This window comes from Magnetospirillum sp. XM-1 (assembly GCF_001511835.1).
GTDB lineage: Bacteria > Pseudomonadota > Alphaproteobacteria > Rhodospirillales > Magnetospirillaceae > Phaeospirillum.
In genome coordinates this window covers 2,732,166-2,757,540 of sequence record NZ_LN997848.1, presented here as the reverse complement: position 1 = coordinate 2,757,540, position 25,375 = coordinate 2,732,166, and the positions used below count along the sequence as shown (strand labels likewise).

22 protein-coding genes are annotated in these 25,375 nt (G+C 67.5%); 6 read left to right on the top strand and 16 right to left on the bottom strand.

The features are described from left to right. Positions 1-31 precede the first annotated feature (31 nt). The 3 genes from XM1_RS12725 to XM1_RS12715 all read left to right on the top strand — a co-directional run bounded on the left by XM1_RS12725 (position 32) and on the right by XM1_RS12715 (position 4,133). Entirely contained in the window at positions 32-1,870 is a 1,839-nt protein-coding gene (locus tag XM1_RS12725) for a feruloyl-CoA synthase (protein WP_068433955.1), read from the top strand. A 98-nt stretch (positions 1,871-1,968) separates the two neighbouring features. Continuing rightward, positions 1,969-3,633 carry an acyl-CoA dehydrogenase family protein gene (locus XM1_RS12720; RefSeq protein ID WP_068433953.1) on the top strand — a complete coding sequence of 555 codons (1,665 nt, stop codon included), beginning with the start codon at positions 1,969-1,971 and terminating at the stop codon, positions 3,631-3,633. Positions 3,634-3,857: 224 nt separating this feature from the next. Continuing rightward, entirely contained in the window at positions 3,858-4,133 is a 276-nt protein-coding gene (locus tag XM1_RS12715; protein WP_008614941.1) for an HU family DNA-binding protein, read from the top strand. Between the two features lie 143 nt (positions 4,134-4,276). Here XM1_RS12715 and XM1_RS12710 read toward each other — a convergent pair whose 3' ends face one another. The 10 genes from XM1_RS12710 to paaX all read right to left on the bottom strand — a co-directional run bounded on the left by XM1_RS12710 (position 4,277) and on the right by paaX (position 16,096). Next, on the bottom strand, positions 4,277-5,317 hold the full coding sequence (locus tag XM1_RS12710; protein ID WP_068433951.1) for an XdhC family protein: 1,041 nt from the start codon (positions 5,315-5,317) through the stop codon (positions 4,277-4,279). A 4-nt stretch (positions 5,318-5,321) separates the two neighbouring features. Next, the gene (hcrB, locus tag XM1_RS12705) at positions 5,322-6,296 is read right to left on the bottom strand and encodes a 4-hydroxybenzoyl-CoA reductase subunit beta (RefSeq protein ID WP_068433949.1); all 975 of its coding nucleotides are present in this window, start codon (positions 6,294-6,296) and stop codon (positions 5,322-5,324) included. Beyond that, positions 6,293-8,602 (bottom strand): 4-hydroxybenzoyl-CoA reductase subunit alpha, encoded by a 2,310-nt coding sequence (hcrA, locus tag XM1_RS12700; RefSeq protein WP_068433947.1) that lies wholly within the window; start codon positions 8,600-8,602, stop codon positions 6,293-6,295. Before hcrA ends, hcrB begins: the two co-directional genes overlap by 4 nt. Further along, a complete protein-coding gene (gene hcrC, locus XM1_RS12695) occupies positions 8,599-9,087 on the bottom strand; it encodes a 4-hydroxybenzoyl-CoA reductase subunit gamma (protein ID WP_068433945.1) in 489 nt (162 codons plus the stop codon). Before hcrC ends, hcrA begins: the two co-directional genes overlap by 4 nt. Before the next feature lie 37 nt (positions 9,088-9,124). Beyond that, complete coding sequence (locus XM1_RS12690; protein ID WP_068433943.1) at positions 9,125-9,592, bottom strand: MarR family winged helix-turn-helix transcriptional regulator; 468 nt, start codon at positions 9,590-9,592, stop codon at positions 9,125-9,127. A gap of 215 nt (positions 9,593-9,807) precedes the next feature. Beyond that, positions 9,808-10,692 (bottom strand): formate dehydrogenase accessory sulfurtransferase FdhD, encoded by an 885-nt coding sequence (gene fdhD, locus XM1_RS12685; RefSeq protein ID WP_068433940.1) that lies wholly within the window; start codon positions 10,690-10,692, stop codon positions 9,808-9,810. After that, positions 10,689-11,519: a hypothetical protein gene (locus XM1_RS12680; RefSeq protein ID WP_068433938.1), complete on the bottom strand. Its 831-nt coding sequence runs from the start codon at positions 11,517-11,519 to the stop codon at positions 10,689-10,691. The genes fdhD and XM1_RS12680 overlap by 4 nt, the downstream gene beginning before the upstream one ends. Next, positions 11,516-12,169 (bottom strand): 4Fe-4S dicluster domain-containing protein, encoded by a 654-nt coding sequence (locus XM1_RS12675; protein WP_068433936.1) that lies wholly within the window; start codon positions 12,167-12,169, stop codon positions 11,516-11,518. The genes XM1_RS12680 and XM1_RS12675 overlap by 4 nt, the downstream gene beginning before the upstream one ends. Continuing rightward, positions 12,166-14,910 (bottom strand): molybdopterin-dependent oxidoreductase, encoded by a 2,745-nt coding sequence (locus tag XM1_RS12670; protein ID WP_068433934.1) that lies wholly within the window; start codon positions 14,908-14,910, stop codon positions 12,166-12,168. The genes XM1_RS12675 and XM1_RS12670 overlap by 4 nt, the downstream gene beginning before the upstream one ends. Before the next feature lie 253 nt (positions 14,911-15,163). Then, complete coding sequence (paaX, locus tag XM1_RS12665; protein ID WP_068433932.1) at positions 15,164-16,096, bottom strand: phenylacetic acid degradation operon negative regulatory protein PaaX; 933 nt, start codon at positions 16,094-16,096, stop codon at positions 15,164-15,166. 201 nt (positions 16,097-16,297) lie between these two features. On the opposite strand from paaX, the gene XM1_RS12660 reads away from it, so the two are divergent. The 3 genes from XM1_RS12660 to XM1_RS12650 are packed head-to-tail and all read left to right on the top strand — an operon-like array spanning position 16,298 to position 19,664. Next, positions 16,298-18,844: a HAMP domain-containing sensor histidine kinase gene (locus tag XM1_RS12660; RefSeq protein ID WP_068433930.1), complete on the top strand. Its 2,547-nt coding sequence runs from the start codon at positions 16,298-16,300 to the stop codon at positions 18,842-18,844. Further along, positions 18,841-19,209 carry a response regulator gene (locus XM1_RS12655; protein WP_068433928.1) on the top strand — a complete coding sequence of 123 codons (369 nt, stop codon included), beginning with the start codon at positions 18,841-18,843 and terminating at the stop codon, positions 19,207-19,209. The genes XM1_RS12660 and XM1_RS12655 overlap by 4 nt, the downstream gene beginning before the upstream one ends. Then, positions 19,206-19,664 (top strand): cache domain-containing protein, encoded by a 459-nt coding sequence (locus tag XM1_RS12650; RefSeq protein WP_068433927.1) that lies wholly within the window; start codon positions 19,206-19,208, stop codon positions 19,662-19,664. Before XM1_RS12655 ends, XM1_RS12650 begins: the two co-directional genes overlap by 4 nt. Positions 19,665-19,679: 15 nt before the next feature. Here the strand turns inward: XM1_RS12650 and XM1_RS12645 are convergent, their stop codons facing one another. The 6 genes from XM1_RS12645 to XM1_RS12620 form a co-directional block, all read right to left on the bottom strand. Further along, positions 19,680-20,960 (bottom strand): NAD(P)/FAD-dependent oxidoreductase, encoded by a 1,281-nt coding sequence (locus tag XM1_RS12645; RefSeq protein ID WP_068433925.1) that lies wholly within the window; start codon positions 20,958-20,960, stop codon positions 19,680-19,682. A gap of 16 nt (positions 20,961-20,976) precedes the next feature. Next, the gene (locus XM1_RS12640; RefSeq protein WP_082700499.1) at positions 20,977-21,249 is read right to left on the bottom strand and encodes a c-type cytochrome; all 273 of its coding nucleotides are present in this window, start codon (positions 21,247-21,249) and stop codon (positions 20,977-20,979) included. Between the two features lie 70 nt (positions 21,250-21,319). Then, positions 21,320-22,363 carry a sulfate/molybdate ABC transporter ATP-binding protein gene (locus tag XM1_RS12635; protein WP_068433922.1) on the bottom strand — a complete coding sequence of 348 codons (1,044 nt, stop codon included), beginning with the start codon at positions 22,361-22,363 and terminating at the stop codon, positions 21,320-21,322. A gap of 25 nt (positions 22,364-22,388) precedes the next feature. Then, entirely contained in the window at positions 22,389-23,228 is an 840-nt protein-coding gene (cysW, locus tag XM1_RS12630) for a sulfate ABC transporter permease subunit CysW (RefSeq protein ID WP_068433920.1), read from the bottom strand. A gap of 172 nt (positions 23,229-23,400) precedes the next feature. Beyond that, entirely contained in the window at positions 23,401-24,252 is an 852-nt protein-coding gene (gene cysT, locus XM1_RS12625) for a sulfate ABC transporter permease subunit CysT (RefSeq protein ID WP_068433918.1), read from the bottom strand. 11 nt (positions 24,253-24,263) lie between these two features. Then, a complete protein-coding gene (locus XM1_RS12620) occupies positions 24,264-25,307 on the bottom strand; it encodes a sulfate ABC transporter substrate-binding protein (RefSeq protein ID WP_304439404.1) in 1,044 nt (347 codons plus the stop codon). Between the last annotated feature and the right edge of the window lie 68 nt (positions 25,308-25,375).

The following is a 25,375-nucleotide window of genomic DNA, read 5'->3' as shown; positions in this document are numbered from 1 at the left end:
CGGTCCGCTGAAGGCGGCGAGGGAGGTCACTATGAATTCGGTTGCCTGGGCACCCATCAATTTCGCGCCCGCGCGGGTGGAAGTGGAAAAGCTGGAGGACGGCGCCTTCATCATCCGCTCGCCCGACAGCCTGAAGCCCTATTCGCGCTGCCTCGGCGACCTTCTGGTCCATTGGGCCGAACGCATCCCCGACCGCACATTCCTGGCCCAGCGGGCCGGCGAAGGCTGGCGCAAGGTGAGCTGGGGCCAGGCGCTGAAGATGGTCGAAGCCATCGCCCAGTCGCTGCTGGACCGCGGCCTGAACAAGAACCGGCCGGTGATGATCCTGTCGGACAATTCCATCGACCACGCCCTGCTGGCCCTGGCCGCCATGCATGTGGGCATACCGGTCGCCCCCATCTCGCCGGCCTATTCGCTGATCTCCCAGGACCATTCCAAGCTGCGCTACATCGCCGATTTGTTGAAGCCGGGCCTGGTCTACGCCGCCGACGGCGCCAAGTTTGCCGACGCTCTGGTGATCCCCGAACTGGCCCGCGTCGAGGTGGTGACCAGCGTCAATCCCATCGCCTGCGGCGTCACCTTCGACGCCCTGCTGGGCGCGACACCCGGCCCCGACGTGGAGAACGCCTTCGCCAGCGTCCGCCCCGCCACGGTGGCCAAGATCCTGTTCACCTCGGGCTCCACCGACATGCCCAAGGGCGTGATCAACACCCAGAAGATGCTGTGCTCCAACCAGCAGGCCATCCGCCAGGCCTGGCCCTTCCTGCTGGAAAGCCATCCGGTGCTGGTGGACTGGCTGCCGTGGAACCACACCTTCGGCGGCAACCACAACTTCAACATGGTGCTGCGCCACGGCGGAACCCTTTACATCGACGAGGGCAAGCCCATGCCGGGGCTGGTGGAGAAGACCGCCGCCAACCTGAAGGAAATCTCGCCGACCTTGTACTTCAACGTGCCGCGCGGCTTCGACATGCTGATCCCGCTGCTGGAGAAGGACGAGGAACTGCGGGCCAATTTCTTCAAGGACCTGAAGATCATCTTCTACGCCGGCGCGGCGCTGCCCCAGAACCTGTGGGACAAGATGGAGCAGCTGTCCATCCGTACCCTGGGCCACAAGGTGCGCATGGTGTCGTCGTGGGGCGCCACCGAGACCTCGCCCATGATCACCACCGTGCATTTCGACATTCCGCGCGCCGGCATCATCGGCCTGCCCGCCCCGGGCTGCGAGGTCAAGATGATCCCCAACGGCGGCAAGCTGGAGATGCGGATCAAGGGCCCCAACGTCACGCCCGGCTATTTCAAGCGCGACGACCTGACCCGCAAGGCCTTCGACGAGGACGGCTGGTACGTCATCGGCGACGCCGGCAAGCTGGCCGACCCCGATGATCCGTCCAAGGGCATCGTCTTCGACGGCCGCGTCGCCGAGGATTTCAAGCTGATGTCGGGCACCTGGGTGCATGTGGGAGCGCTGCGCCTGGCGGTGATCGACGCCGCCGCGCCGGTGCTCCAGGACGCGGTGGTCACCGGCCACGACCGCGAGGAGGTGGGCCTGCTGGGCTTCGCCAGCCTGCCCGGCTGTCTGCGCCTGTGCCCCGACGCCGCCCCCGACACGCCCTTGAAGGATCTGATCAAGCGTCCCGAGGTCAGGGAGAAGATGCGCGCCGCCATGATCGCCCTGGCCGCCGAGGGCAAGGGCAGCTCGCACCGCATCGCCCGCGCCATCCTGATGGACGCCCCGCCTTCCATCGACGCCAACGAGATCACCGACAAGGGCTACATCAACCAGCGGGCCGTGCTGACCAGCCGCGCCCATCTGGTGGAAAAGCTCTACACCCCCGGCGACGATCCCGACGTCATCCGGATGGGATAAGCTGTTAAGCCCCTCACCCGGCTTGCTCATGCTCGCCACCCTCTCCCCCACGCGGGAGAGGGAAAGCTTGGCACAGTCAAAAGCCCAGGGACACGACCATGATCGATTACCGCACTCCCCTTAGCGACCTGATGTTCGCGCTGCGCCATGGCGCCGAGGCCGCCCGCCTGCCCCATTGGGACGACGAGACCGCCGAGACCGTGCTGACCCACGCCGGCGCCATGGTGGACGGGATCATCGCGCCGCTCGACCCGCTGGGCGACACCGAGGGCACCCGGCTGGTGGACGGCCGCGTGGTGATGCCGCAGCCCTTCGTCGACGCCTATCGCCAGTTCGCCGGCGACGGCTGGCAGGGCCTCGCCGTGCCCGAGGAGGACGGCGGCCAGGGCCTGCCTCACATTCTCGCCTCGGCGCTGTCCGAGATGCTGTCGGGGGCCTGCATCACCTACCAGATGGTGCTGTCCCTGGCCCACGGCGCCATGCGGACGCTGGCGGCCAGCGGCTCGGCCGAACAGCGCGCCACCTGGATTCCCCGCCTCGCCGCCGGCGAGTATCTGGCCACCATGTGCCTGACCGAAGCCCAGGCGGGTTCGGATCTGGGGCTGGTGCGCACCATGGCGACGCCCCAGCCCGACGGCTCGTGGAGCATTTCGGGCGGCAAGATATTCATCTCGGGCGGCGACCAGAACCTCACCGAGGGCCGCATCATGCATCTGGTGCTGGCCCGCACCCCCGACGCGCCGCCCGGCGTCAAGGGGCTGTCCCTGTTCCTCGCCTCCTCCCTGCTGGAGGACGGCACGCGCAACGCCATTTCGGTGGTGCGCCTGGAGGAGAAGATGGGCATGCACGCCTCGCCCACCTGCCAGGTGGCCTTCGACGGCGCCCGGGCCGAGATCATCGGCGCGCCGGGCGAAGGCTTGGCCCGCATGTTCACCATGATGAACGCCGAGCGCCTGGACGTGGCGGTGCAGGGCGTCGGTCTGGCCGAGGTGGCGCTGCAGCGCTCGCTGGCCTACGCCAACGAACGCAAGCAGGGCCGTGCCGGAAAGGATTCCGGCCCCGACATCATCGCCAAGCACGGCGACGTGCGACGCATGCTGCTGGCCCAGATGGCCCTGGCCATGGGCTGCCGCGCCATGGTGATGCGTACCCTGGTGGACCTGGAACTGGGCGACAAGCCGGCCCTGATGGAGCTGATGACCCCGGTTGCCAAGGCCTTCGCCACCGAGGCCGCCATGGAGGCCGCCGACCACGCCATCCAGGTGCATGGCGGTTATGGCTTCCTCAAGGAATACCGGGTGGAGCAGATCCTGCGCGACGGCCGCATCACCCGCATCTACGAAGGCACCAACGGCATCCAGGCCGCCACCGTGGCCGGCCGGGTGATCCGTCTGGACCAGGGGAGGGCGCTGGCCGAGTTCAAGACCGAGGTGGAGGCCGCCATGGGGGGCGCCTCCCCCGCCTTCGCCACCGCCCTGGGCCAGGCCCTGGCCGCCTGGGACGAGGCCGGTTCCGCCATGGCGGCCCGCAAGGATATCGGGCTCACCGCCACCTCCTATCTGCGCCTGACCGGTCTGGTCGCCTTCGGCGCCGCCTGGGCGCGGCTGGAAGCGGCCGCCGAGCATGCCGCCAACCCGGCCCGCATCCGTGCCGTGGCCGAACACGTGCGCGACTGGATGCTGCCCGAAACCCGGCATCTGGCGAACTTATGCAAAAATTCCGCGGAACTCGGGTCTTTACCCGATGAGGTATTCATCGCTTGATGATTCCTGGGGAAAACCCCCAGCGATTCGGGACAGGACCGTTGTATTGTTGCGGAAAACCCGACACATTGCTTAACTCCCCGCTGGCCGGAAGCCCACCTGTGACAAGGCTTCCAGCCTGGGGTTCGGGTTCAAGGCCGGGTGGCGTCGCCACAACAGAGTTGTTGACGTCCGCAACGGTCGTGTCATTTTCAACCGGTCACGACAATTCCATTGGGGGTCTCATGAACAAGCAGGATCTGGTGAACAAGGTTGCCGAGCTCAGCGGTCTGTCCAAGGCTGCCGCCGACAACGTGATCGACGCCACCTTCGCCGCCATCACCTCGGCGCTCAAGGCTGGCGACGATGTCCGCCTGGTCGGTTTCGGTTCCTTCTCGGTGACTCAGCGCGCCGCCAAGGAAGGCCGCAATCCCCGCACCGGCGCCACCATCAAGATCGCGGCCTCCAAGGCCCCGAAGTTCACCGCCGGCAAGGGTCTGAAGGACGCCGTCAACGGCTAAATCCTTCGCCTTCAAGGGTGAAAATGCCAAGGCCCCCGGAGAAATCCGGGGGCCTTCTGGTTTCTGGGGCTATGGAAGGAATGCGGGCGGGACGCCCGCGCTCCGAAATGCTCGTTGGAGCGCGGGCGTCCCGCCCGCATTCCTTATCTTACCCTGAGCGGCTTGCCCCGCCGCGCCGCGATCAGCTCGGCCAGGACGGAGACGGCGATCTCGGCCGGGGTGCGGGCGCCGATGTCGAAGCCCACCGGGGCGGCCATGCGCTTGAGCTTGTCGCCCAGGTCTTCCAGGCGCTGGCAGCGCTTGGCATGGGTGCGCGTGCTGCCCAGCGCGCCGATATAGAAGGCCTCCGAGCCCAGCGCCGCCCTGAGCGCCGCGTCGTCCAGGCGCGGCACGTGGGTCAGGCTGACCACGGCGGTGCGGCGGTCCATGCTGATATCGGCCAGCACCTCGTCGGGCTCGCCGCAGATCAGCGTGGTCCCGGGAAAGCGCGCCTCGTCGGCGAAGGCGCGGCGGGGATCGACCACGGTGACGGCAAAACCCGCCTGGCGCGCCATGCCGGCCAGCACCTGGCTGATATGGACGGCGCCGCCGATGATCAGGGTCCAGGGAGCCTCGTGGCTGCGCACGAAGATCTCGTCCGCCACCACGCCGCAGGTCCCCTGGCCCAGATGCATCTGGGCGGCCACCAGGCGGGTCTCGTCCAGGGCGAGCGAGCCGCTCACCCCATCGTCGCCGACCAGCGCCTGGGCGCCGGTGGCCAGATCGAGGACCAGGGCGGTGGGCTGGCGCAAGGCCTGTTGCCGCACCGCCTTTTCCAGAAGGTCACGTTCGGGGTTGAACACCGCCACCCGGATATTGCCGCCGCAGGGCAGGCCCACGGCCCAGGCCATCTCGTCCTCGACCCCGAAGGCCAGCTGCCGGGGGGCCTCGCCGGCCTCCAGCTCGCGCGCCTCGGAGATGACGGCGGATTCGACGCAGCCGCCCGACACCGAACCGGCGAAGGTGCCATCGGCGTCCACCGCCATGTAGGAGCCGATGGAGCGAGGAGCCGAGCCCCAGGTGGCCATGACCACGGCCATGACCACCCTTTTGCCCTCGTCCATCCATTTCAGCGCGGTGGCGAGCACCTCGCAGTCGTCCGCCGCCATGTCGGCGGGATCGCACTTGATGGCGTCGAGGCACATGGGGCTACTTCCCGTTCCAGAGGTCGTCCACCTGCTTGCGAGCCACCGCCAGCAGGACGCGGCGGCGGTACTTGACCCCGGCCACCGTGGTTTTCAGGACGTTGGAGACCTTGCGCACCGCCTGGGTCAGGGCCTCGGCGGTCTCGTCGTTCCACGGGCGGCCCCACAGGGCGTCGGTGGGGATGGTCAGCGGCGCGGAATTGGTGCCGGTGATGGCGACCCGCAATCCGGCGATGACGTTGCCGTCCCGTTTCAAGGCCACCGCCACCCCGGCCAGGGGAAAGTCGATGGCGTCACGCACGCGGACCTTGGAATAGGCGGCGGTCCAGCCGGTGGCCGGCGGCACCAGCACGGCGGCCAGAACCTCGCCCGCTTCCAGGGCCAGATGCTCGGCCCCGCTTTCCTTGAACAAATCGGCCAGCGCGATCTGGCGCAGGCCCTTGGGCCCGACGATCTCGGCCGAGGCGTTCAGCACCATCAGGGCCGGAGCCACGTCGCCGTGATAGGTGGCGTAGCAGCGGTCGGACTTGACCACCACGTGGCACTTGTCGCCCTCGTATTTGAGGCAGAAGCCGTTGCCGGACCGCCACCACTCGGACTGGTTATAGAACACGCAGCGGGTGTCCTGGCACAGGTTGCCGCCGAGCGTCGCGGCGGCGCGGTGGCTGGGCCCCGCCACCAGCGAGGCGGCATGGGCCACCGCCGGCCAGGAGGCCAGGATACGGCTATCCTCGGCGATGGCTTCCAGCGTGGCGCCGGCGCCGATGCGCAAGGCCCCGTCGGCGCCCACCGAAATGGTGCCGAAGCCGTTAATGCCGGTGAGGTCCACCAGGGTCTCGGGCTTACCTAAGCCCCGACGCAGGTTGGGCAGCAGGTCGGTGCCGCCGGCCAGGGGCTCGGCCCCCGGAGCGGCCAGGGCGGCGACGGCGTCGGACAGCGAGGCGGGCCTGAGCGTGCGGAAATCGGGAAGGATGTTCATTCTGCGGCCTCCTTGGCGTCGAGGAGTTCGGTGATGGTCTCAGGGCTTAAGGGGAATTTGGTGGAGCGCACCCCCACCGCCTCGTAGACCGCCTCGTGCACCGCCGGCAGGAAGCCGGCCAGCATGCCCTCGGACGCCTCCTTGGCGCCGAACGGGCCGTTGGGATCGATGCTTTCGACGATCATCACCTCGATATCGGGGCTTTCCGCCATGGTCGGCACCCGGTAGTCGAGGATGTTGCCGTGCATCATCTTGCCGTCTTCCCAGCGGGTCTCCTCGGAAAGCGCCTGGCCCATGCCCATCCACACACCGCCCTGGGTCTGGCCCTCGACGGCAAGCGGGTTGAGCGCCTTGCCCACGTCCACGGCCACCCACACCTTGTGGGCGGTGACGCGGCCGGTGATCTCGTCGACCGAGGCCTCGACCACTTGCGCCGCGTAGCAAAAGCCCATGGTGGCGCCGATGGCGCTGCCCCGGATCTTCTTGTCGCCCTGGAACTCGGTCGGGCAGGTGAAGGTGCCCTTCACCGTGATGGTGCCGGTGTCGATCAGGGCGGCCTTGACCACCTCCTGGAAGGTGAGGCCCGGGTCCTGGCTGCCGGCCACCATGAAGACTTCATCGATGACCTCGATGTCTTCTTCGCGGGCGTCCAGCTTCTTGGCCGCCGCCTTGATCAGCACGGCCTTCATCTCCTCGGCCGCCGCGATGGAGGCGTTGCCCACCATGAAGGTGACGCGTGACGAGTACGAGCCGTTGTCCTTGGGCGTCAGCGCCGAATCGGCCGAGATCACCCGGATACGGGAAAGCCGCACGCCCAGCACCTCGGCCGCCACTTGGGACGCCATGGTGTTGGAGCCCTGGCCGATATCGGCGGCGCCGGTGAGCAGCGTAATGCCGCCGTCAAAGTCCAGCTTGAGGTTGACGGTGGCGTGGGGCTCGCCGGTCCAATGCTTCGGGGTAGAAGTGCCCGAGACGAAGTGGGACAGCGCGATGCCTAAGCCCCTGCCCTTGGGCATCTTGCCCTTGCGCTCGGCCCAGCCCGAGGCCGCTTTGACCTTCTCCAGGCATTCCGGCACGCCGTAGCTCATCACCCGCTGGGCGTAGAGCGTGACATAGGGAATCTGCGGCAGCATGTTGCGCTGGCGGATATCGAGCGAATCGATGCCCAGTTCCTCGCCCATCTCGGTCAGCAGGGCCTCGAAGGCGGCCCGCGTGTCCACCGTGCCGTGGCCGCGCATGGCGCCGCAGGGGGGCGTGTTGGTGTAGACGCGCCAGGCGTCGTGCTTGATGGCCGGGATGTGATAGAGCCCGTGCATCAGGGCGCCGGTGTAAAGGATGGTGATGATGCCATAGCCGGCATAGGCGCCGCCCGCCTGGGTGGCCTCCAGGGCCAAAGCGGTGATCTTGCCGTCCCGCTTCAGGCCGATCTTCATCTTCACTTCCGTCCACGGACGACCGCGATGGGCGATGAAGGTCTCCTCGCGGGTCTGGACCAGCTTGACCGTGCCCTTGGCCTTGCGTGCCAGCAGGCCAGCGATGATCTCGAAGTGCAGCGCCTCGGTGCGCGCCCCGAAACCGCCGCCCAGGAAGGGCTTGATCACCCGGATGCGGGCCGAATCCATCTGCAGGCAGGCCGCCACCTTCAGGTGCACGTAGTACGGCACCTGGGTGGTGGTGTTGAGCGTCAGCATGTCGCGCACCGGGTCGTACTCGGCGAGCGTGGCGTTCAGCTCCATGTGGACGTGGTTGACCTCGGCGAAGGTGTAGACCTTCTCGCGGATCAGCTCGGCCTCGGCGAAGGCCGCCTCCACATCGCCGAACTCGGCGTGGACCTCGCGCAGCACGTTGTTGGGCTTGTCGTCGTGGATGGCGACGGCGCCTTCCTTCATGGCCGCCTTGGGCGTCATGTAGGCGGGCAGCACCTCGTACTCGACCTTGATCAGGTTGATGGCCTTCTCGGCGGTCAGTTCATCGACGGCCGCGACGGCGGCAACGGGGTCGCCGCGATAGCGGACCTTGTCGCGGGCCAGCGGATATTCGTTCTCGGCGATGGGCAGCACGCCGTAGGGGACCGGCGTTTCGGCGCCCGTGCAGACGGCGAACACGCCGTCGAGCGCCTCGGCCGCCGAGGTGTCGATGGATTTGATGCGGGCATGGGCGACGGGGCTCCTTAAGATTCGCCCCACCAGGGCGCCGGGGGCGGCGATGTCGGCGGTGTACTTGGCCTTGCCGGTGACCTTCTCGACGCCGTCAACCAGGGGCGTGCGGGCGCCGACCGTGCCGTTCTTGGGGAATTTCGGGCTCATTGGGCCGCCTCCTGGCAACCGCAGCGGGCCTGGGCGGCCACTTCCACCGATTCGATGATCTTCACGTAGCCGGTGCAGCGGCACAGATTGCCGGCCAGCGCGTCCTTGATCTGGTCGCGGTTGGGATTGGGGTTCTTGCGCAGCAGCGCCTCGGAGGCCATCAGCATGCCCGGCGTACAGAAGCCGCACTGCGTGCCCAGCTTCTCGTGGAAGGCGGCCTGCAGCTTGGAGATGGTGCCCTGGGTCGCCAGGCTTTCCACCGTCTCGACCCTCTTGCCCGCCACCTGATGGGCCAGCGTCGAGCAGGCCAGCCGGGGCCGGTCGTCCACCAGTACGGTGCAGGCGCCGCACTCGCCGCCGTCGCAGCCCTGCTTGGTCCCGGTGAGGTTGGTCACCTCGCGCAGGTAGTCGAGCAGCAACATGTTGTCGGGCACCAGATCCTCGCGGGCGCGGCCGTTGAGGGTCAATCGCAGGATGCTTTTCAAGGTCTTCCTCCCTCGGAAGCTTTGGGTCTTTTTGGTGTTAGTAGAGACGCTTGAGCAAAGAGATCAAAAGGCGCCGGGCGTCGTCGGACAGACCGGCGGAAAAATCATGGTCCTGGCGGGCCACCGCAGCCTGGATGCGGGCCAGGGCCAGCTTGCCCTCGTCCGTCATGCGCAGATGATAGGAACGGCGGTCGTTGGGCGCCGCGTCGCGGCGGATCAGCCCCTTGTCCTCCAGCGCGTTGACCACCTTGACGATGGAGGAGCGGTCGACCTCCATCACCTCGGCCAGGGCGCTCTGGGTCAGGCCGGAATTGCTGGCGATCACCTGCAGCATGCCGTAAAGGCCGGGCGTGATGCCCTCGGCAGCCGTGACGGTCTGGGCGAAATGCTTGAAGGCCGCCACCTGGGCGCGGCGCAGATGGAACCCCAGCTCGTCGGTCATGGGACCGAACGAGGTTCCGGCTCCGTCCTCGGTGTCGGCGATCTTGGCCTGGCTGCCCGGCATAACAATACCCTCATTCCATTTCCGGGCATTGTTGACCAGGTCAACGACTTTGGCAACAAGATTGTTTACCTAGCAAACAATATGTTTCCATTCCGGCGAGCCAATTCATTGGCTCGCCTCATTGCCCTCAAACGCCGGGCGCTTCGCTTGGCTTTCCGCGCCATAAGGCGCGACGGGCCTTGCCCTTGCCGCCGCTCCCCAAGGGAGCGGCGGTATCAGTTGACCCAGGAGCCCAGCTCCCCGATCCGGCGGCGGTGGCTGTAGACGGTGCAGCGGTCGCCGCGCAGGAATCCGCACAGCGTGATGTTGCGCCGCTCGGCCACCTCCACCGCCAGCGAGGTGGGCGCCGACACCGCCGCCACCAGTTGGAAGCGGGCGCGCGCCGCCTTGGTGACCATCTCGAGGCTGAGGCGCGACGACAGCAGCACGCCGCAGGACGACGTATCGACGCCGTCCAGCAGGCAGCGGCCGATGACCTTGTCCAGCGCGTTGTGGCGGCCCAGATCCTCGGCGATGGCGACAATGCGCCCCGAGGCGTCGAACACCGCCGCCGCATGGGCGCCGCCGGTGGCGGCGAACACCGTCTGGCCGGTGCCCATCTCGGCCATCAGGCGATGCAGGGTGGCGGCGTCGACCACCAGACCGTCGGCGGCCTGGGGCAGGCCGGAAATCACCTCCTCGATCCGCCCGCCCTCGCCGCAGACGCCGCACGAGCTGTTCATCACCACGTCGCGGCGCCGGGCCTGGGGGCGGGCCGTATCGGCCAGATAGGCGGTCACCACCTTGGAATCGTCGGGGCAGAAGGCCACGGCGCGCAGATCGGCGACGGTCTCGATGATGCCTTCGGTGAACAGGAAGCCCACCGCCATGGCCAGGGGCTCGGCCACCCCCGCCTCGCCCAGGATGCCGTCGGCGGGGGTATAGGCCATGGCGCAAGCGCCGCCGCCGGTGGGTGTCCACATCAGGGTGTAGGTGCCCACGCCCTCGACGCTGATGGTGAGCGTGTCCTCGGTGATCACCGAGCACAGCTCCTCGTCCACCACGTAGCGGTCCAGGCGCACCGCCGCCACGGGGGAGGTCCCGTCCACGCGCTTGCTCATATCCGCCCCCCCAGCGCCATGGGCAGGCCGCGCCCGCGCACCGGGGCATGGGGCACCGAGGCACCCCGGGTGAACGCCGCCCGGGTGATCAGCAGCGCCTTGAGAGCCCAGCCCGAGAGCGCCGCCAGCAGACCGGCCAGGGGGGCGACGGGCAGACCGGCCAGGGCCAGCGCCCACAGGGCCAGCGCCGCCACCTGGGCGAGACGCGCCGCCCGCGCCGGCGGCGAGGCGAAGATGCCGAGCGCCCGCCCGGCATTGCCCGAGGCGGCCAATCCCCGCAGGTAGAAGGCCCAGGCCGCTTCACGCAGCAGCCCGGCGGCCAGGGCCCAGGCCAGAACCGCCGGAGTGGGCTCGGCCAGCAGGGCCAGCAGCCCCGCCCCTTCCGCCAGGCCCGACGCGATGATCAGCGGCACGATCTCCGCCTGCTTCCAGGCGGGAATGCCGCGCGACGCTTTCAGGATGCGCGACTGGCAATACAGGAAACCGGCGGCGAGCACGGCCAGCGGCACCGCCAGGGCGGCATGGCCGAACAGCCAGAAGGCTGCGCCTGCCGCCATCAGCGGCCCGGCGACGATGCCTTCCCTGGTCATCCACGAGGTCTGGGGATGGAAGAAGACGTTGAGCGCCCGCCAGGGCTTGCCGATTTCCAGCCAGACCATGGCGAGGCCGAGGCCCACCAGGACCAGGCCGGCGGCCAGCGGCAGCCTGCCGCCGTCGAAGGCGATGGCGGCCAGCACCAGCCCCGTCCCCGCCCCGCCGCCGATGAAGTTGCCGGCGGCGCGCAGGTCCCAGCTCTTCTGCAGCCGGGCGGTGATCATCTGTCTCATGGCCGTGCTCCGTCCCACAGGTAATAGAATCCCGGTCCCGTGCCCTCGTCCTCGTGCTGGCGGAACCACTTGTTCTCATTGATCAGCTTCGACACCGCGCTGTCGGGATCGTCCTTGTCGCCGAAGCGCAGCGCGCCCGACAGGCAGGCGTTGACGCAGGCGGGAGTGGCCTCGGGGTGAACGCCCGGCACCTTGCCCGCCTTGATGCCCGCGTCGATGCGGTCGACGCAGAAGGTACATTTGGTGACGACGCCGATCTTCTGCTGGGCGAGACGGGCCTTTTCCTGCCCCATCGGACCATTGCCATAGGCGTATTGGGCCTCATCCACCTTGTAGCGGGCCTCGTAGGGACACGAGACGGCGCAGTAGGAACAGCCGATGCAGATGTCGTAGTCGATGGTGACGATGCCGTCGGCCCGCTTGCGGGTGGCGGTGGAGGGACAGACCTCCATGCAGGGCGGCTCGTCGCAATGCTGGCAGCCGGTGGGCAGGAAGATGCGCCGCACGTCGGGGTACTGCCCCGCCTCGATGTCCAGCACCTTGCGCCATTGCACGCCGGGCGGCGTGGCGTTGGTCTCCTTGCACGACGCCGTGCAGGTCTGGCAGCCGACGCAGCGCCGAAGGTCGGCGACCATGACGTAGCGGGTCATGGGGCGTCTCCTTCCGCCAGGGGGCCGTCGACGCGGCGCACCGCGACGCGCACCAGATCGGCGCCCGAGCCGGTGGCGTCGGTCAGTTCCAGCGACATCTGGGTGATGGCGTTGAGCGACGGGAAGTTGAGATCCTTGGCGTAGGGGGTCTTCCAGTGCTGGAACTGGCCGGGAATGACCAGGGTGTCGGGACGGCAGCCCTGGACCAGGGCGGCGCGCCCCCTTGTGCGGCCGACGATGGAGCTGACCTCCACCCAGTCGCCGTCCTTGATGCCCAGCGCCTTGGCCGACGACGCGTTGATGATCACCGAGCCGTGGCCGCGCAGATTGCCTGCCACCTCGTTCATCAGCGGAATGCCCGCGTTGTTGCCGGTGGTGTAGGGCATGGATTTGGTGGTGATGCCCCAGAAGGGGAAGTCCTCGGCCTTGGCCCCGGTCTGCTCCACCGCCTTCACCCAGCGGCCGGGCACGTCGTGCCAGTGGGGAATGCCCTGGTACTCTTCCAGCTGGTCGTCCCACCAGAAGATGCCCGCCTCGTGCAGGCGGCGGCCCAGTTCGACGCCGACCCGGGTCAGGCGCTCCTGGTAGGGCAGCTCGTAGCGGAGATTCTGCTCCTCCATGGTGGCGTGCAGGTACCAGTCCTCGCGGGCGAAGGGCTGCATGAAGAAGCCGTTCTCCTTCATCCAGTCCAGGCCGTGCACTTCCGCGCCCTTGGTGGCGCCGGCGGTGGCCGCCTTGCACACCCGGTCCCAGATGGTGTCCACCTCGTGGACCTGGTCGTCGGGCAGGGTGAAGTCGTAGCCCTCGCCCTTCAGCGGCACCAGGGCGAAGCCCTTGTTGATGGCGACGTTGTATTCCTTCAGCAGGCCGACGCGGCGCGACAGCTCGGTGGTGATCCAGGTGAAGTCGCGGGCCTGGCCCTGGGGCTCCACCGCCTTCTGGCGCAGCACGAAGCCCTGATGCGCCCAGTGCTGCTCGACGAACTTGGAGCCGCCGGCCCGGATCAGCTGGGTGCTTTCCAGGTCGGTGGCCTCGGGCAGCAGGACGTCGGCCATGTGGTTGGTCTCGTCCATGGTGTAGGCGAAGCACACGATGAACGGCATCTTGGCCATGTTCCCCGACATCTGGGCGGTGTCCCAGAACGAGATGGCCGGATTGGTGCGGTACGCGATCCACACGTCGGGCGGCAACGGCGGCTCGATCCCTTGCGGCGTGTCTTTGAGGAACATCCACGCCAGATGGGTGGGGCCCAGCGCCTGGGCCCAGCTGGAATCGCCGACGATGGGCACCAGGGTGGTGTGGGCGTTGCGGCCCTTGGGCTTTTCCGCCCAGCCGCCCTTCTTGGTCGAGTTCATCTGGGCGACCATGAAGCCGTCCTCGCCGGGCTTGACGCTCTTCAGGCGGTTCTCGTAGGGGCGGTTCAGGCGCACCGTGGTGCCCAGCGTGCCGCCCGGCACCTCCAGCGCGCCGACCAGGGTGGCCAGCACGGTGCGCGCCCAGCAGCACTCATAGGCGCCCCAGCCGTTGTTGACCGTCTTGCCCAGGGTCACCGCCACCGGGCGGTAGGGCAGGATCTTGCCGCCCACCTCGACGGTCTGGCCGACGCAGGCGTTGTCCAGGAACTCGTTGGCCACCCGGCGCACCGTGGCGGCGGGCACGTCGCAGACCTTTTCCGCCCATTCCGGGGTATAGCCCCGCATGCCGTCGACCAGCAGGCCGAAGCCGGTGCGGGCCCGCGCGTTCTCGCGCCGCGCCATCTCGCCGTCGGGCAGCTTGGCCACGGCCGACGACACGATGAACTCGCCCTCGATGGCCGGCACGGCGCCCGGATGGTCGTGGGGCACCGGGCCATTGGTGACGGTGTCCCACATCAGCGGCTTGCCGGTGGCCTCGTCGCGCAGGTACCAGCCCTCGTCGTCCACCAGATAGGGCGACGCCGTGCGGTCGCGCAAATAGGCGAGGTCCAGCTTGTCCCGGCCCGCCTCGTGCAGCATGACGTGCAGCATGGCGAACATGAAGGCGGGGTCGGTCTTGGGGCGGATGGGCACCCATTCGGCCGAACAGGCGCCGGTGGGCGACAGGTGCGGCTCGATCTGCACACGTTTGATGCCGCGGATGCGGGCGTCGGCGTGGCGGCGCACGGCGCAGGGGCCGCCCGACACTTCCACGTTGGTGCCGAAGGACACGATGTAATTGGCGTTGGGCGTGTCGGCCGCCACGGTGAAGGCGCGATGCCAGTACTCGCCGTAGAGATGCTCGGAATGGACGCACTTGACGCCCTGGCCCGAGCCGAAGCTGAAATCGATGGGGCCCCAGGCGGCCAGGAAGCAGGGAAGCGTTCCCATGTAATTGGCCGGGGTGCCGCCATGGCCGAAGGTGGCGGCCAGACGCGGCATGCCCTGTTCGTTCAGCAATCCCTGCTCGCGCAAGGACCGCAGCTTGCCGGCCACCAGGTCCAGCGCCTCGTCCCAGGTGATGGGGACGAAGCCGGGGTCCTGGTCGCGGCCCTTCAGCGGATTGGTCCGCTTCATGGGGGTAAGCACCCGGTGGGGATTGTAGGTCTTCTGCACCAGCCCATAGGCCTTGACGCAGGGGCGTCCGTCGGCCGGGTGTATCCCTTTGCCGGCGTGGTTGGGCTCCACCGCCACCGCCACCCCATCCTCGACCGTGACACACATCAGGTCGGGACCAGCGACGCAATTGTAGCAATAGGTTGGGACGGATTTGGTCTCGACGGACATGACATTTCTCCTGATCCGGCGCCGCTTTCGGCGGCGTTGCTCCCCGGTTGCGCCCCCTCGGCCATCGCGGCCGGCGAACTGCGTTTTTTAACGTCGTAATGCATTTTTTACGCATGAGTCAATTTTTTTGCGTAACTTTGCATATCAAGACATAGGCGACCTATGCCGTCCGGCGCGCCAATTGGCCGAGCAAAAGCGATACGCCCCGGCACGATGGCCGGGGCGCAGGACGGTCAGTGAAGGGGAAAAAGGATCAGTCGGCCGATTGCAGCCCGCCGAAGCGGGTGTAATAGGCGGGATGAGCCTCGGGCACCGGGCCCTCGGCGGTTTCCAGCATGCTCATGACATGGGTCTCGGCCGCCGCCTGGACCAGGCGGTAGAGGTTGCGGCACAGCACCCGGGCCGAAGTCCCCGGCCAATGGGCGGGCAGCAATTCGTCGGGCAGCATGGGGTCGCGCAGCAGGGCGCGGCGATAGCCGTGCATCAGCAGGGTGCGGACCACGAAGCACAGTTCGGGGTTCAGCTCGCCGTTGCCCGACAGGGCCTGCCACAGGGGCCGGAAGGTGTCGAGGAACTCGTTGTAATCGGCGGCCAGACGGTCCAGGTCCCAGCAGGTATGGATCAGGTCGCGCAACGCCTCGGGCGTCACCCAATCCTCGGCGCTGGCGCTCATCATCACGGCGCGGTCCTGCACGCCCGCCTCGGCCAGGGCCTGGCGCACCGCACTCTTGTCGGGGTCGGGATGGACCAGCACGCCGCTGGCCAGCTGGCCGAAGCCCAGCCAGCCCAGGTCGCGGCGCAGCGAATCGCGACGCTCGGAATCCATGCCCTCGATATTGGTGACCGCCAGGGTCCAGTTACCGTCCCAGGGCTTGCCGTTGTAGTGATAGATGCGGTTGTGGGCGGCTTCGAAGCGGCGGCGGCCCATCTCGGTCAGGCGGTAATAGCTGCGCCGCCCGATCTGCATGGAGGACAGCCACGCCTCCTTGGACAGGCGGAACACCGAGGTCCGCACGATGCGCTCGTTCAGGCCCAGCGGCTCGACCAGATTGATCACGCTGCCCAGCCAGGCGCTGCCGCCGTGGTGCGAGATGGCGTCGCCATAGACGGTAATGATCAGCGACTTCGCCTTGGGGCGAAGACGCGCCAGAACCTGTCCCACGATTTCACCCACCCGCCGGTTCATGCCACCCTGCCCGGATAAAGATAAAGCGCTCATCCACGCGGCACATCCTAATGAAGCGGTATTTTCGGGCAACCACGAATTTCAAGGAGCCGCCGAGATGATCAATGGACTGGAAAACGCCATACGAAAGACCTATAGTCCGTTTCCCTTGGGAGGGGATTGGGGCTCCTTCCGACATTCCGCAGGAACAGCCGGACTACAATGCCCCAGATCGCCCGCTTCGGTATCCGCGCCAAGCTCATCCTGATCTTCGTCCTGATCAAGGTCATCCCCCTGCTGGTGCTGGCGGCTTTCGCCTGGCGCGGCCAGGCCTGGCTGGCCGAGCGGGTCTCGGAAAACGTCACCGGCATGACGCGGGCCATGCGCGAGACCACCGAGCATGTGGTGGCCGGCACCACCAATTCGGCGATCAAGGCGCTGGACGACGCCGCCAGGGAAAGCCTGGAGCGGCTGACCACCGACACCGCCCGCCAGGTGGCCGACTTCCTTTACGACCGGGACGGCGACATCCGTTCGGCGGCGATGATCGAGCCCAGCGAGGACAGCTACCGCCGCTTCCTGCGCGGCCGCACCCGCCTGATCGAGCGCCACTACCCCTGGGTCCCCACCCCCGACGGCTCCAAATGGGTGCCCGGCCCCGAGGCGGTGCCCCATTACGACGCCCCGCCCGTCCAGTCGTCCATCGAGGACAACCGCCGCAACTTCAACTACCGCCCCGCCACCGAGGGCGGCCTGAAGGTCGAGCGCCCCCTGTTCCTGGAAATGACCTTCATCGGCCTGGACGGCCGCGAGAAGGTCAAGGTCACCACCTCGGACCTGACCAGCCGCGAGCTGCGCGACGTTTCCAGGCGCGAAAACACCTTCATCAAGGCCGAAACCTATTTCGACAGCCTGAAGGCGCTGGGCCCCGACAAGATCCACGTCTCGGACGTGATCGGCGCCTATGTGCGCTCGCCCATCATCGGCCCGTTCACGCCAAAGGCGGCGGCGGCCAAGGGAATCGAGTTCGCGCCGGAAAAGGCGGCCTTCGCCGGCACCGAGAACCCGGTCGGCACCCGCTTTCGCGGTCTGGTGCGCTGGGCCACTCCGGTGGTCCGCCAGGGACAGACCACCGGCTGGGTGACGCTGGCGCTCGATCACGACCACCTGATGGAATTCACCGACCACATCCTGCCGACGCCTGACCGCTATTCGCCCATCGCCGACGCGGCGTCGGGCAATTACGCCTTCATCTGGGACTACAAGGGCCGCTCGGTGGTGCATCCCCGCCACTACTTCATCACCGGCTACGACCCCGAGACCGGCGAGCCGGCGGTGCCGTGGCTTGATGCCGGGCTTTACGCCCAGTGGAAGGAAAGCGGCAAGCCCATCGGCGAGTTCCTGAAGACCGCCCCCACCTTCCTCGAGCAATCCCTGAAGAAGAAGGGCTCTCCCGAACTGGTCAAGCAGGGGCTGCTGGGCCTCGACTGCCGCTATCTCAACCACGCGCCGCAATGCACCGGCTGGATGGACCTCACCAGCCAGGGCGGCTCGGGCTCGTTCGACATCTTCTGGAGCGGGTTGTGGAAGCTGACCACGGCCGCCACCATCCCCTACTACACCGGCCCCTACGGACAGTCTCCGCGCGGCTTCGGCTTCGTCACCATCGGCGCCAACGTCGACGACTTCCACGCCGCCGCCACCAAGGAGAAGGAGAACACCGACCAGATCCTGGCGCTGCGCAACCGCGACCTGCAGGCCCAGTACGACAACGTCATGGCGCTGATCGCCGCCCAGGTGGAAAGCCTGGCGCGCCAGCTGTCGCTGTCCACCCTGGTGATGATCGCCGTGGTGATCGGCATCGCGGTGTGGATGGCCTCGTTCCTGACCCGGCGCATCACGGCGGTGGTGGGCGGCATCCATCGCTTCAGCGAGCAGGAGACCGAATACCGCCTGCCGGTCCAAGGCGACGACGAGATGGCCAGCCTGGCGCTGTCGTTCAACCAGATGGCCGATCGCGTCGGCGAATCGTTCCTCCGCCTCGAGGAAGCCCGCAAGCGGGCCGAGGAGGCCAGCCGCATGAAGAGCGAGTTCCTCGCCAACATGAGCCACGAGCTGCGCACCCCCCTGAACGGCATCATCGGCTTCTCCGAGCTGATCCGCGACGAGGCCGCCGACGACGAAACGCGCGAGAACGCCGACATCATCGAAAAGAGCAGCCGCCACCTGCTGGAACTGGTCAATTCCATCCTCGACATCGCCAAGATCGAGGCCGGCGCCATGACCCTGGCGGTTCAGCCGGTGAAGCTGGCCGCCCTGGTGACGGAAGCCGCCGCCGTCCACCAATCGGCGGCCCAGGCCAAGGGAATCGGCCTGGTCAACCGAATCGGCGACGATTGCCCGGAAACCATCCAGGCCGATCCGCTGCGGCTGCGCCAGATCCTCCACAACCTGCTGTCCAACGCCGTCAAGTTCACGGAGAAAGGCGAGGTGTCCTTGAGCGTCGAACGGACGCCCGGCCATGTGGTGTTCCGGGTGGCCGATACCGGGGCCGGCATTCCCGAAGACATGCTGCACGCCATTTTCGAGAAGTTCCGTCAGGTTGATTCCTTCCTGACCCGCTCCCATAGTGGAACCGGCCTGGGACTTACCCTGGCCCGCCATCTGGTCGAACTGATGGGCGGCACCATCGGTGTCGAATCCACGCTCGGCCAGGGAACCGTCTTCCACTTCACCCTGCCTTGCCCACAGCCCGAGAGCCCCTCATGAAGAACGCCCTGGTGGTCGATGACAACGACGTCAACCGTATCCTGGCGTCCCGCCTGCTGACCAAGGCCGGCTGGACGGTTTCCGACGTGGATTGCGGCGAGGCGGCGCTCAGTTTCCTCGCCGCCAACACCGTGTCGCTGATCCTCCTGGACGTCAGCATGCCGACCATGAGCGGCCAGGAGGTCTGCCGGCGCGTCCGCGCCGAAAGCCTGGGCGGGCCAATGGTCAAGATCGCCGCCTATACCGCCCACGCCATGCCCGAGGAGGTGCAGGAATTCCTCGACGGCGGCTTCGACACCGTGCTGCTCAAGCCCATGTCCCGCGACCGCCTGAACGCCACCTTGAGCGAATTGGGGTTCGAATGATCGGCCGTCGTCTGGTTCTCGTCGGCCTCGCCGCCGCCCTGGCCGCCACCACGGCCACCGCGGCCGAGCGCCCCACCCAGGAACAGGTCCAGGCTCTCACCCTGAAGGCCGCGGCGCTGTTGGCCGCCAACGGCGTGGAAAAGGCGCGCGAAGCCTTCCACCGCGAAGGCGAGTTCCGCTTCGGCGAGATCTACGTCAACGTCATCGACGGCAACGGCACCTGGCTGATCTATCCGCCCAACCCCAGGAACGAGGGCAAGTCGGTGCTCAACGCCAAGGACAGCGGCGGCAAGCTGCTGGTCCAGGAGATCATCTCCGTGGCCCGCGACAAGGGCGAAGGCTGGGTCGAGTACCAGTGGCTCAATCCGGCCAGCAACCGGATCGAGCCGAAGATCACCTACGTCAAAGCCGTTCCCGGCAAGGACCTCATCACCTATATCGGGCTCTACAAGTAGGCGGAGCCCCCCGCCTCATCCCCAGATGTCCTGGGTGATGTTGGCGTACCAGCTCTCGGCATAAGAGGCTTCCAGTCCCCGGAACATGGCAGACGCACCCTTGGGGCTGATGCCGCCCGAACCGGGAACGTCGGCGATCTTGCCGTTGATGACCCGGTAGACGCCGGCCACGGTGATGCCGTAATCGGGCGACAGCAGCGAGTAGCAGGTGTTCATCCAGATGGGATCGGGGGCCGGCTGGCCCCGCAGCGCCGCCACGATGGCGGCGGCGGCCACCTTGGCCTGGGAATTGGCCGAGAAGCCCGATTTCGGCTGGGGCGCGGCGTTGGTGGCGTCGCCCACCACGTAGATGTCGGGGGCCTTGGCCGACTGGAAGGTCTGCGGCACCACCGGCACCCAGCCCGAGGAATCGGCCAGCCCGGCGGCGATACTGATCCGTCCGGCGCTCTGCTGCGGAATGTGGTTCAGCACGCTGGCCTTGTGGCGGGTGCCGAACTCGGTCTCCACCGTCAGGGTCTTGGCGTCCACCTGCACCACCTTGCCGTCCTTGGACAGCGGCACCCATTCCAGCAGCCCCTTGTAGAGCTGATCCCAGCCCTCGACGAACAGCGGCTGCTTGGAGAAGGAATCCTTGGCGTCCAGCAGCAGCAGCTTGGACCGGGGCTTCCTGGTCTTGAGGTAATGGGCGATCAGGCTGGCGCGCTCGTAGGGGCCGGGCGGGCAGCGGTAGGGATTGGCGGGAATGGTCATCACCACCACACCGCCGTCCTCCATGGCTTCCAGCTGGCGGCGCAGCAGCAGGGTCTGCGGCCCGGCCTTCCAGGCGTGGGGCGCCAGTTCGGCATCGGCCTCGGAATAGCCTTGCTCGCCCCATTTGAAGTCGATGCCGGGCGACAGAACCAGCTTGTCGTAGGCGAGCTTTTCGCCGCCCTGCAGCACCACCAGCTTGGCCGCCGCGTCGATATTGGTCACCTCGGCGTGGATCACCTCCACCCCGTGGCCGCGCAGGCCGTCATAGCCGAAGGTGTTGGCCTCCAGCGAGCGGAAGCCGCCGATCACCGAATTGCTGAACGGGCAGGTGATGAACCGGGTGGAGCGCTCCACCAGGGTCACCCGCAGGGAGGGGTCCTGGCGGCGCAGGTACTTGGCGGCGGTGGCCCCGCCGAAGCCGCCGCCCACCACCACCACGCGGGGGCCGGTTCCGGACGGGCCGGTGGCGCAGGCGGAAGTGAGCGAGGACAGGCCGGCAGCGCCGGCCAGGGTCAGGAAGGAACGGCGGTCGAAGGCATTGGTCATGGCGAAGCCCCCCTTCTCAGCGCAGATTGGCGAAATACTGGGCGACCGTGTCGATCTCGGCCTCGGTGAGGCCCTTGACCAGACGCGGCATGACGGTGGCGTTGGCCACCTTGTCGGCCTTGAAGTCGCGCAGCTTGCCGGCGATCAGGAAGGCGGGCTTGCCGGCGATGGCCGGAATGGCCCCCTCGTTGCGCCCCTCGGTCCCATGGCAATTGGCGCAGACCGCCGCCGCCAGGGGGGCGGGAGCGGGCTCGGCCGCCCAAGCCGCGAGAGGGGAAGCGATAATCACAGCCGGAACGACCCAAAACGATAATGTCCGCATGATAACCCCCAACTCGGCAGGTTGAATTCAGACCATTCTACACGTTTTCACCGACGAATACCCGCGCCTTGCGCAAAAAGACCGAAACATCCTGCCCGCGCCGCAGACCAAGCTTGTCCTTCACGTCGCGCGACAGCTCGGCCTCGACGATGATTCCGTCGGCCAGTTCCAGTTCGGCGCGCACCACCGGGCCCAGCACCACCACCTGGCGCACCTTGGCCTGGGGGATATCGGGAGACAGCTCCAGGACTTCAACGTCATGGGGACGGATGAAGGCGGTGCCGGGGCCGTCGGCCCGCCCCTCGCCCACATGCAGGCCGCCCACCTGGGCCTGGCCGCCCGCCACCCGACAGGGCAGCGCGTTGACGTTGCCCAGGAAGCGATAGACGAAGGGGGTGGCCGGAGAGTCGTAAATCTCGGCCGGAGTGCCGATCTGTTCGATGCGGCCCTTGTTCATCACCACCACCTCGTCGGCCACTTCCAGGGCTTCCTCCTGGTCGTGGGTGACGAACACGCCGGTCAGGCCCATCTCGTCGTGCAGATGGCGCAGCCAGCGGCGCAAATCCTTGCGCACCTGGGCGTCCAGCGCGCCGAACGGCTCGTCCAGCAGCAAGAGGCGCGGCTCCACCGCCAGGGCGCGGGCCAGGGCGACGCGCTGGCGCTGGCCGCCCGACAGCTGGCTGGGATAGCGCCCGGCCAGGCCTTCCAGCTGCACCAGCTCCAGCAGGGTATGGACCTTCTCGTTGATGGCGGCCACGGGGGGGCGGTCGGCGCCCTTCCTGACCTTCAGGCCGAAGGCGATGTTCTCGGCCACCGTCATGTGACGGAACAGGGCGTAATGCTGGAAGACGAAGCCCACCTTGCGGTCGCGGGTTCCCAGCCCGGTGGCGTCCACTCCGCCCAAGCGGATGCGCCCGTCGTCGGGCTGCTCCAGCCCGGCCAGAATGCGCAAAAGCGTGGTCTTGCCCGAACCCGACGGCCCCAGCAGCGCCACCAGCTTGCCCTGCGCCACCTTGAGCGACACCTGGTCCAGCGCGGCAAAGCTGCCGAAGCGCTTGGAAATATTCTCGACCTCGATCATATCCGATCCTTCAATACCGGCCCCGTTAATGTCCGATCGCGGCAAGCTCGTCCCGGTGCCACCATTCGAGCGCCGATTTGACCGCCAAAGTGACAAGGGCCAGAACGGCGAGGAGAGAGGAGACCGCGAAAGCGCCGACGAAATCGTATTCATTGTAGAGGATCTCCACATGGAGGGGCATCGTATTGGTAAGCCCCCGGATATGACCTGAAACCACGGAAACGGCGCCGAACTCGCCCATGGCCCGCGCGTTGCACAGCAGAACGCCATACAGCAGCCCCCAGCGGACATTGGGAAGCGTCACCAACCGGAAGGCGGCGAAGCCCGAGGCGCCGAGCGTCAGCGCCGCCTCCTCCTCCTCGCGCCCCTGCTCCTCCATCAGCGGAATCAGCTCGCGGGCGACGAAGGGGAAGGTGACGAAGATGGTGGCCAGCACGATGCCCGGCACCGCGAAGATGACCTTGAGGTCGTGTTCGGCCAGCCAGGGGCCGAGCAGCCCCTGCAACCCGAACAGCAGCACGTAGATCAGTCCCGAAATCACCGGCGAGACCGAGAACGGCAGCTCGATCAGCGAGACCAGCAGGCTCTTGCCGGAAAAGTCGAACTTGGCGACCGCCCAGCTGGCCGCCAGCCCGAAGGCGATGTTGAGCGGCACGGCGATGGCGGCCACGATCAGGGTCAGGCGGATGGACGAGAAGGTGTCGTCGGAGGACAGCGCCCGGACATAGGCGCCCCAGCCCTTGGCGAAGGCCTCCACCAGAACGGCGGCCAGCGGGGCCACCAGAAACAGCCCCAGGAAGGCCAGGGCCAGCAGCGTCAGGCTCCAGCGCACCACGGCCGGTTCACGCGTAGCGTTGCCGTTCATTGTTTCCACCCCTCAATCGCCGGGCGCGAGCCTCCGGCTCGCTTGGCTTTCCTCCGCTTTCCCCCTGCGCTCCGCTCCGGGGTCGCTCCGGGCCGCTCGCCGCGCGCGAAGGCGCGCAATACCGAATTGTCGGCAATGCCGACAGGGGCGCCGCGCTTCGGCTTCGCCTCGCTCATGCTCCCCCCATGCGCCCGCGGCGCCACTTCTGCAACAGGTTGACCGCCAGCAGCAGGGTGAACGAGATGGCCAGCATCACCGTGGCGATGGCGGTCGCACCCACGTAGTCGTATTGCTCCAGCTTGGTGACGATCAGCAGCGGGGCGATCTCGGACACGCCGGGCAGGTTGCCGGCGATGAAGATCACCGAGCCGTACTCCCCCACCGCCCGGGCCAGGGCCAGGGAAAAACCGGTCAGCAGCGACGGCAGGATGGACGGCAGGATCACCCGCAAAAAGGTCTGCACCCGATCGGCCCCCAGCGAAGCGGCGGCCTCCTCCAGTTCCAAGTCCACGTCGTGCAGCACCGGCTCGACGGTGCGCACCACGAAGGGCAGGCCGATGAACACCATGGCCACCACCACGCCTAAGGGCGAGAAGGCCACCTTGACGCCCAAGGGCTCGAGCAACCGCCCCAGCCAACCGTTGGGAGCGTACAGCGCGGTCAGCGCGATGCCGGCCACGGCGGTGGGCAGGGCGAAGGGCAGATCGATCACCGCATCCACCAGCCGGCGCCCGGGAAAGGGATAGCGCACCAGCACCCAGGCGACCAGCAGGCCGAACACCGTGTTGATCAGCGCGGCGGCCAGGGCGCCGCCGAAGGACAGGCCAAGGGCCGACAGCACCCGAGGATCGCTGAGGATGGCCCCCCATTGCGCCAGGGTGGTCCCCGCCGCCTTGATCACCAGGGCCGCCAGGGGCAGCAGGACGATCAGCGACAGATACAGCAGGGTGAAGCCCATGGTCGGACCGAAGCCCGGAATGACGCTGGGCGCCCGGCGCGGCAGGAAAAGGGCTAAGGCGGCCATCCCCCTGGCCCCTACTTCTTGGCCGTGATGCGGTCGAACACGCCGCCGTCGGAGAAATGCTCGGTCTGGGCCTTGGTCCAGCCGCCGAACACGTCGTCGATGGTAAAAAGCTTGACCGGCGCGAAGGTGGCGGCGGTCTTCTTCACCACTTCGGGATCGCGGGGGCGGTAGAAGTTGCGCGCGATGATCTCCTGCGCCTCGGGGGTGTAGAGGAAGTCCAGGTAGGCCTGGGCCACGGCGCGGGTGCCGCGCTTGTCCACCACCTTGTCGACCACCGCCACCGGCGGCTCGGCCAGGATGGACAGCGACGGCGTGACGATCTCGAAGCCCGAGCCGAATTCCTTGAGCGCCAGATGAGCCTCGTTCTCCCAGGCCAGCAGCACGTCGCCCAGGCCGCGCTGGGCGAAGGTGACGGTGGAGCCCCGCGCGCCCGAATCCAGCACCGGGACGTTCTTGAACAGCTGGGCCACGAAGTCCTGGGCCTTGGCGGCATCGCCGTTGCTGCGGTCAAGCGCGTAGCCCCAGGCGGCAAGGTAGTTCCAGCGCGCGCCTCCCGAAGTCTTGGGGTTGGGCGTGATCACCGAGACGCCCGGCTTGACCAGATCACCCCAATCCTTGACCTGCTTGGGATTGCCCTTCCTGACCAGGAACACGATGGTCGAGGTGTAGGGGGCGGAATTGTAGGCGAGCCGCTTCTGCCAGCCGCGGTCCAGCAGCTTGGCCTTGTCGGCGATGGCGTCGATGTCGTAGGCCAGCGCCAGGGTCACCACGTCGGCCTCCAGCCCGTCGATCACCGAACGGGCCTGCTTGCCCGAACCGCCGTGGGACTGGTTGATCTTCAGATCCTCGCCGCTCTTGGCCTTCCACTGACGCACGAAGCTTTCGTTCAGCGCCTGGTACAGCTCGCGGGTGGGATCGTAGGAGACGTTGAGCAGGGTCCGGCTTTCGGCCGCCTGGGCGCCGGGCATCAGCGCCGCCATCCCCAGGGCCAGCATCACCGCGAACAGGGCCGCCAGCAGCAAGCGCCGCGCTTCATCCTCATGAAAACCGATCATCGCACCCTCCAATTCCACACACGGGCCACGTCATTCATTCTTTAGACCACTAATCTGTAGACTACTGG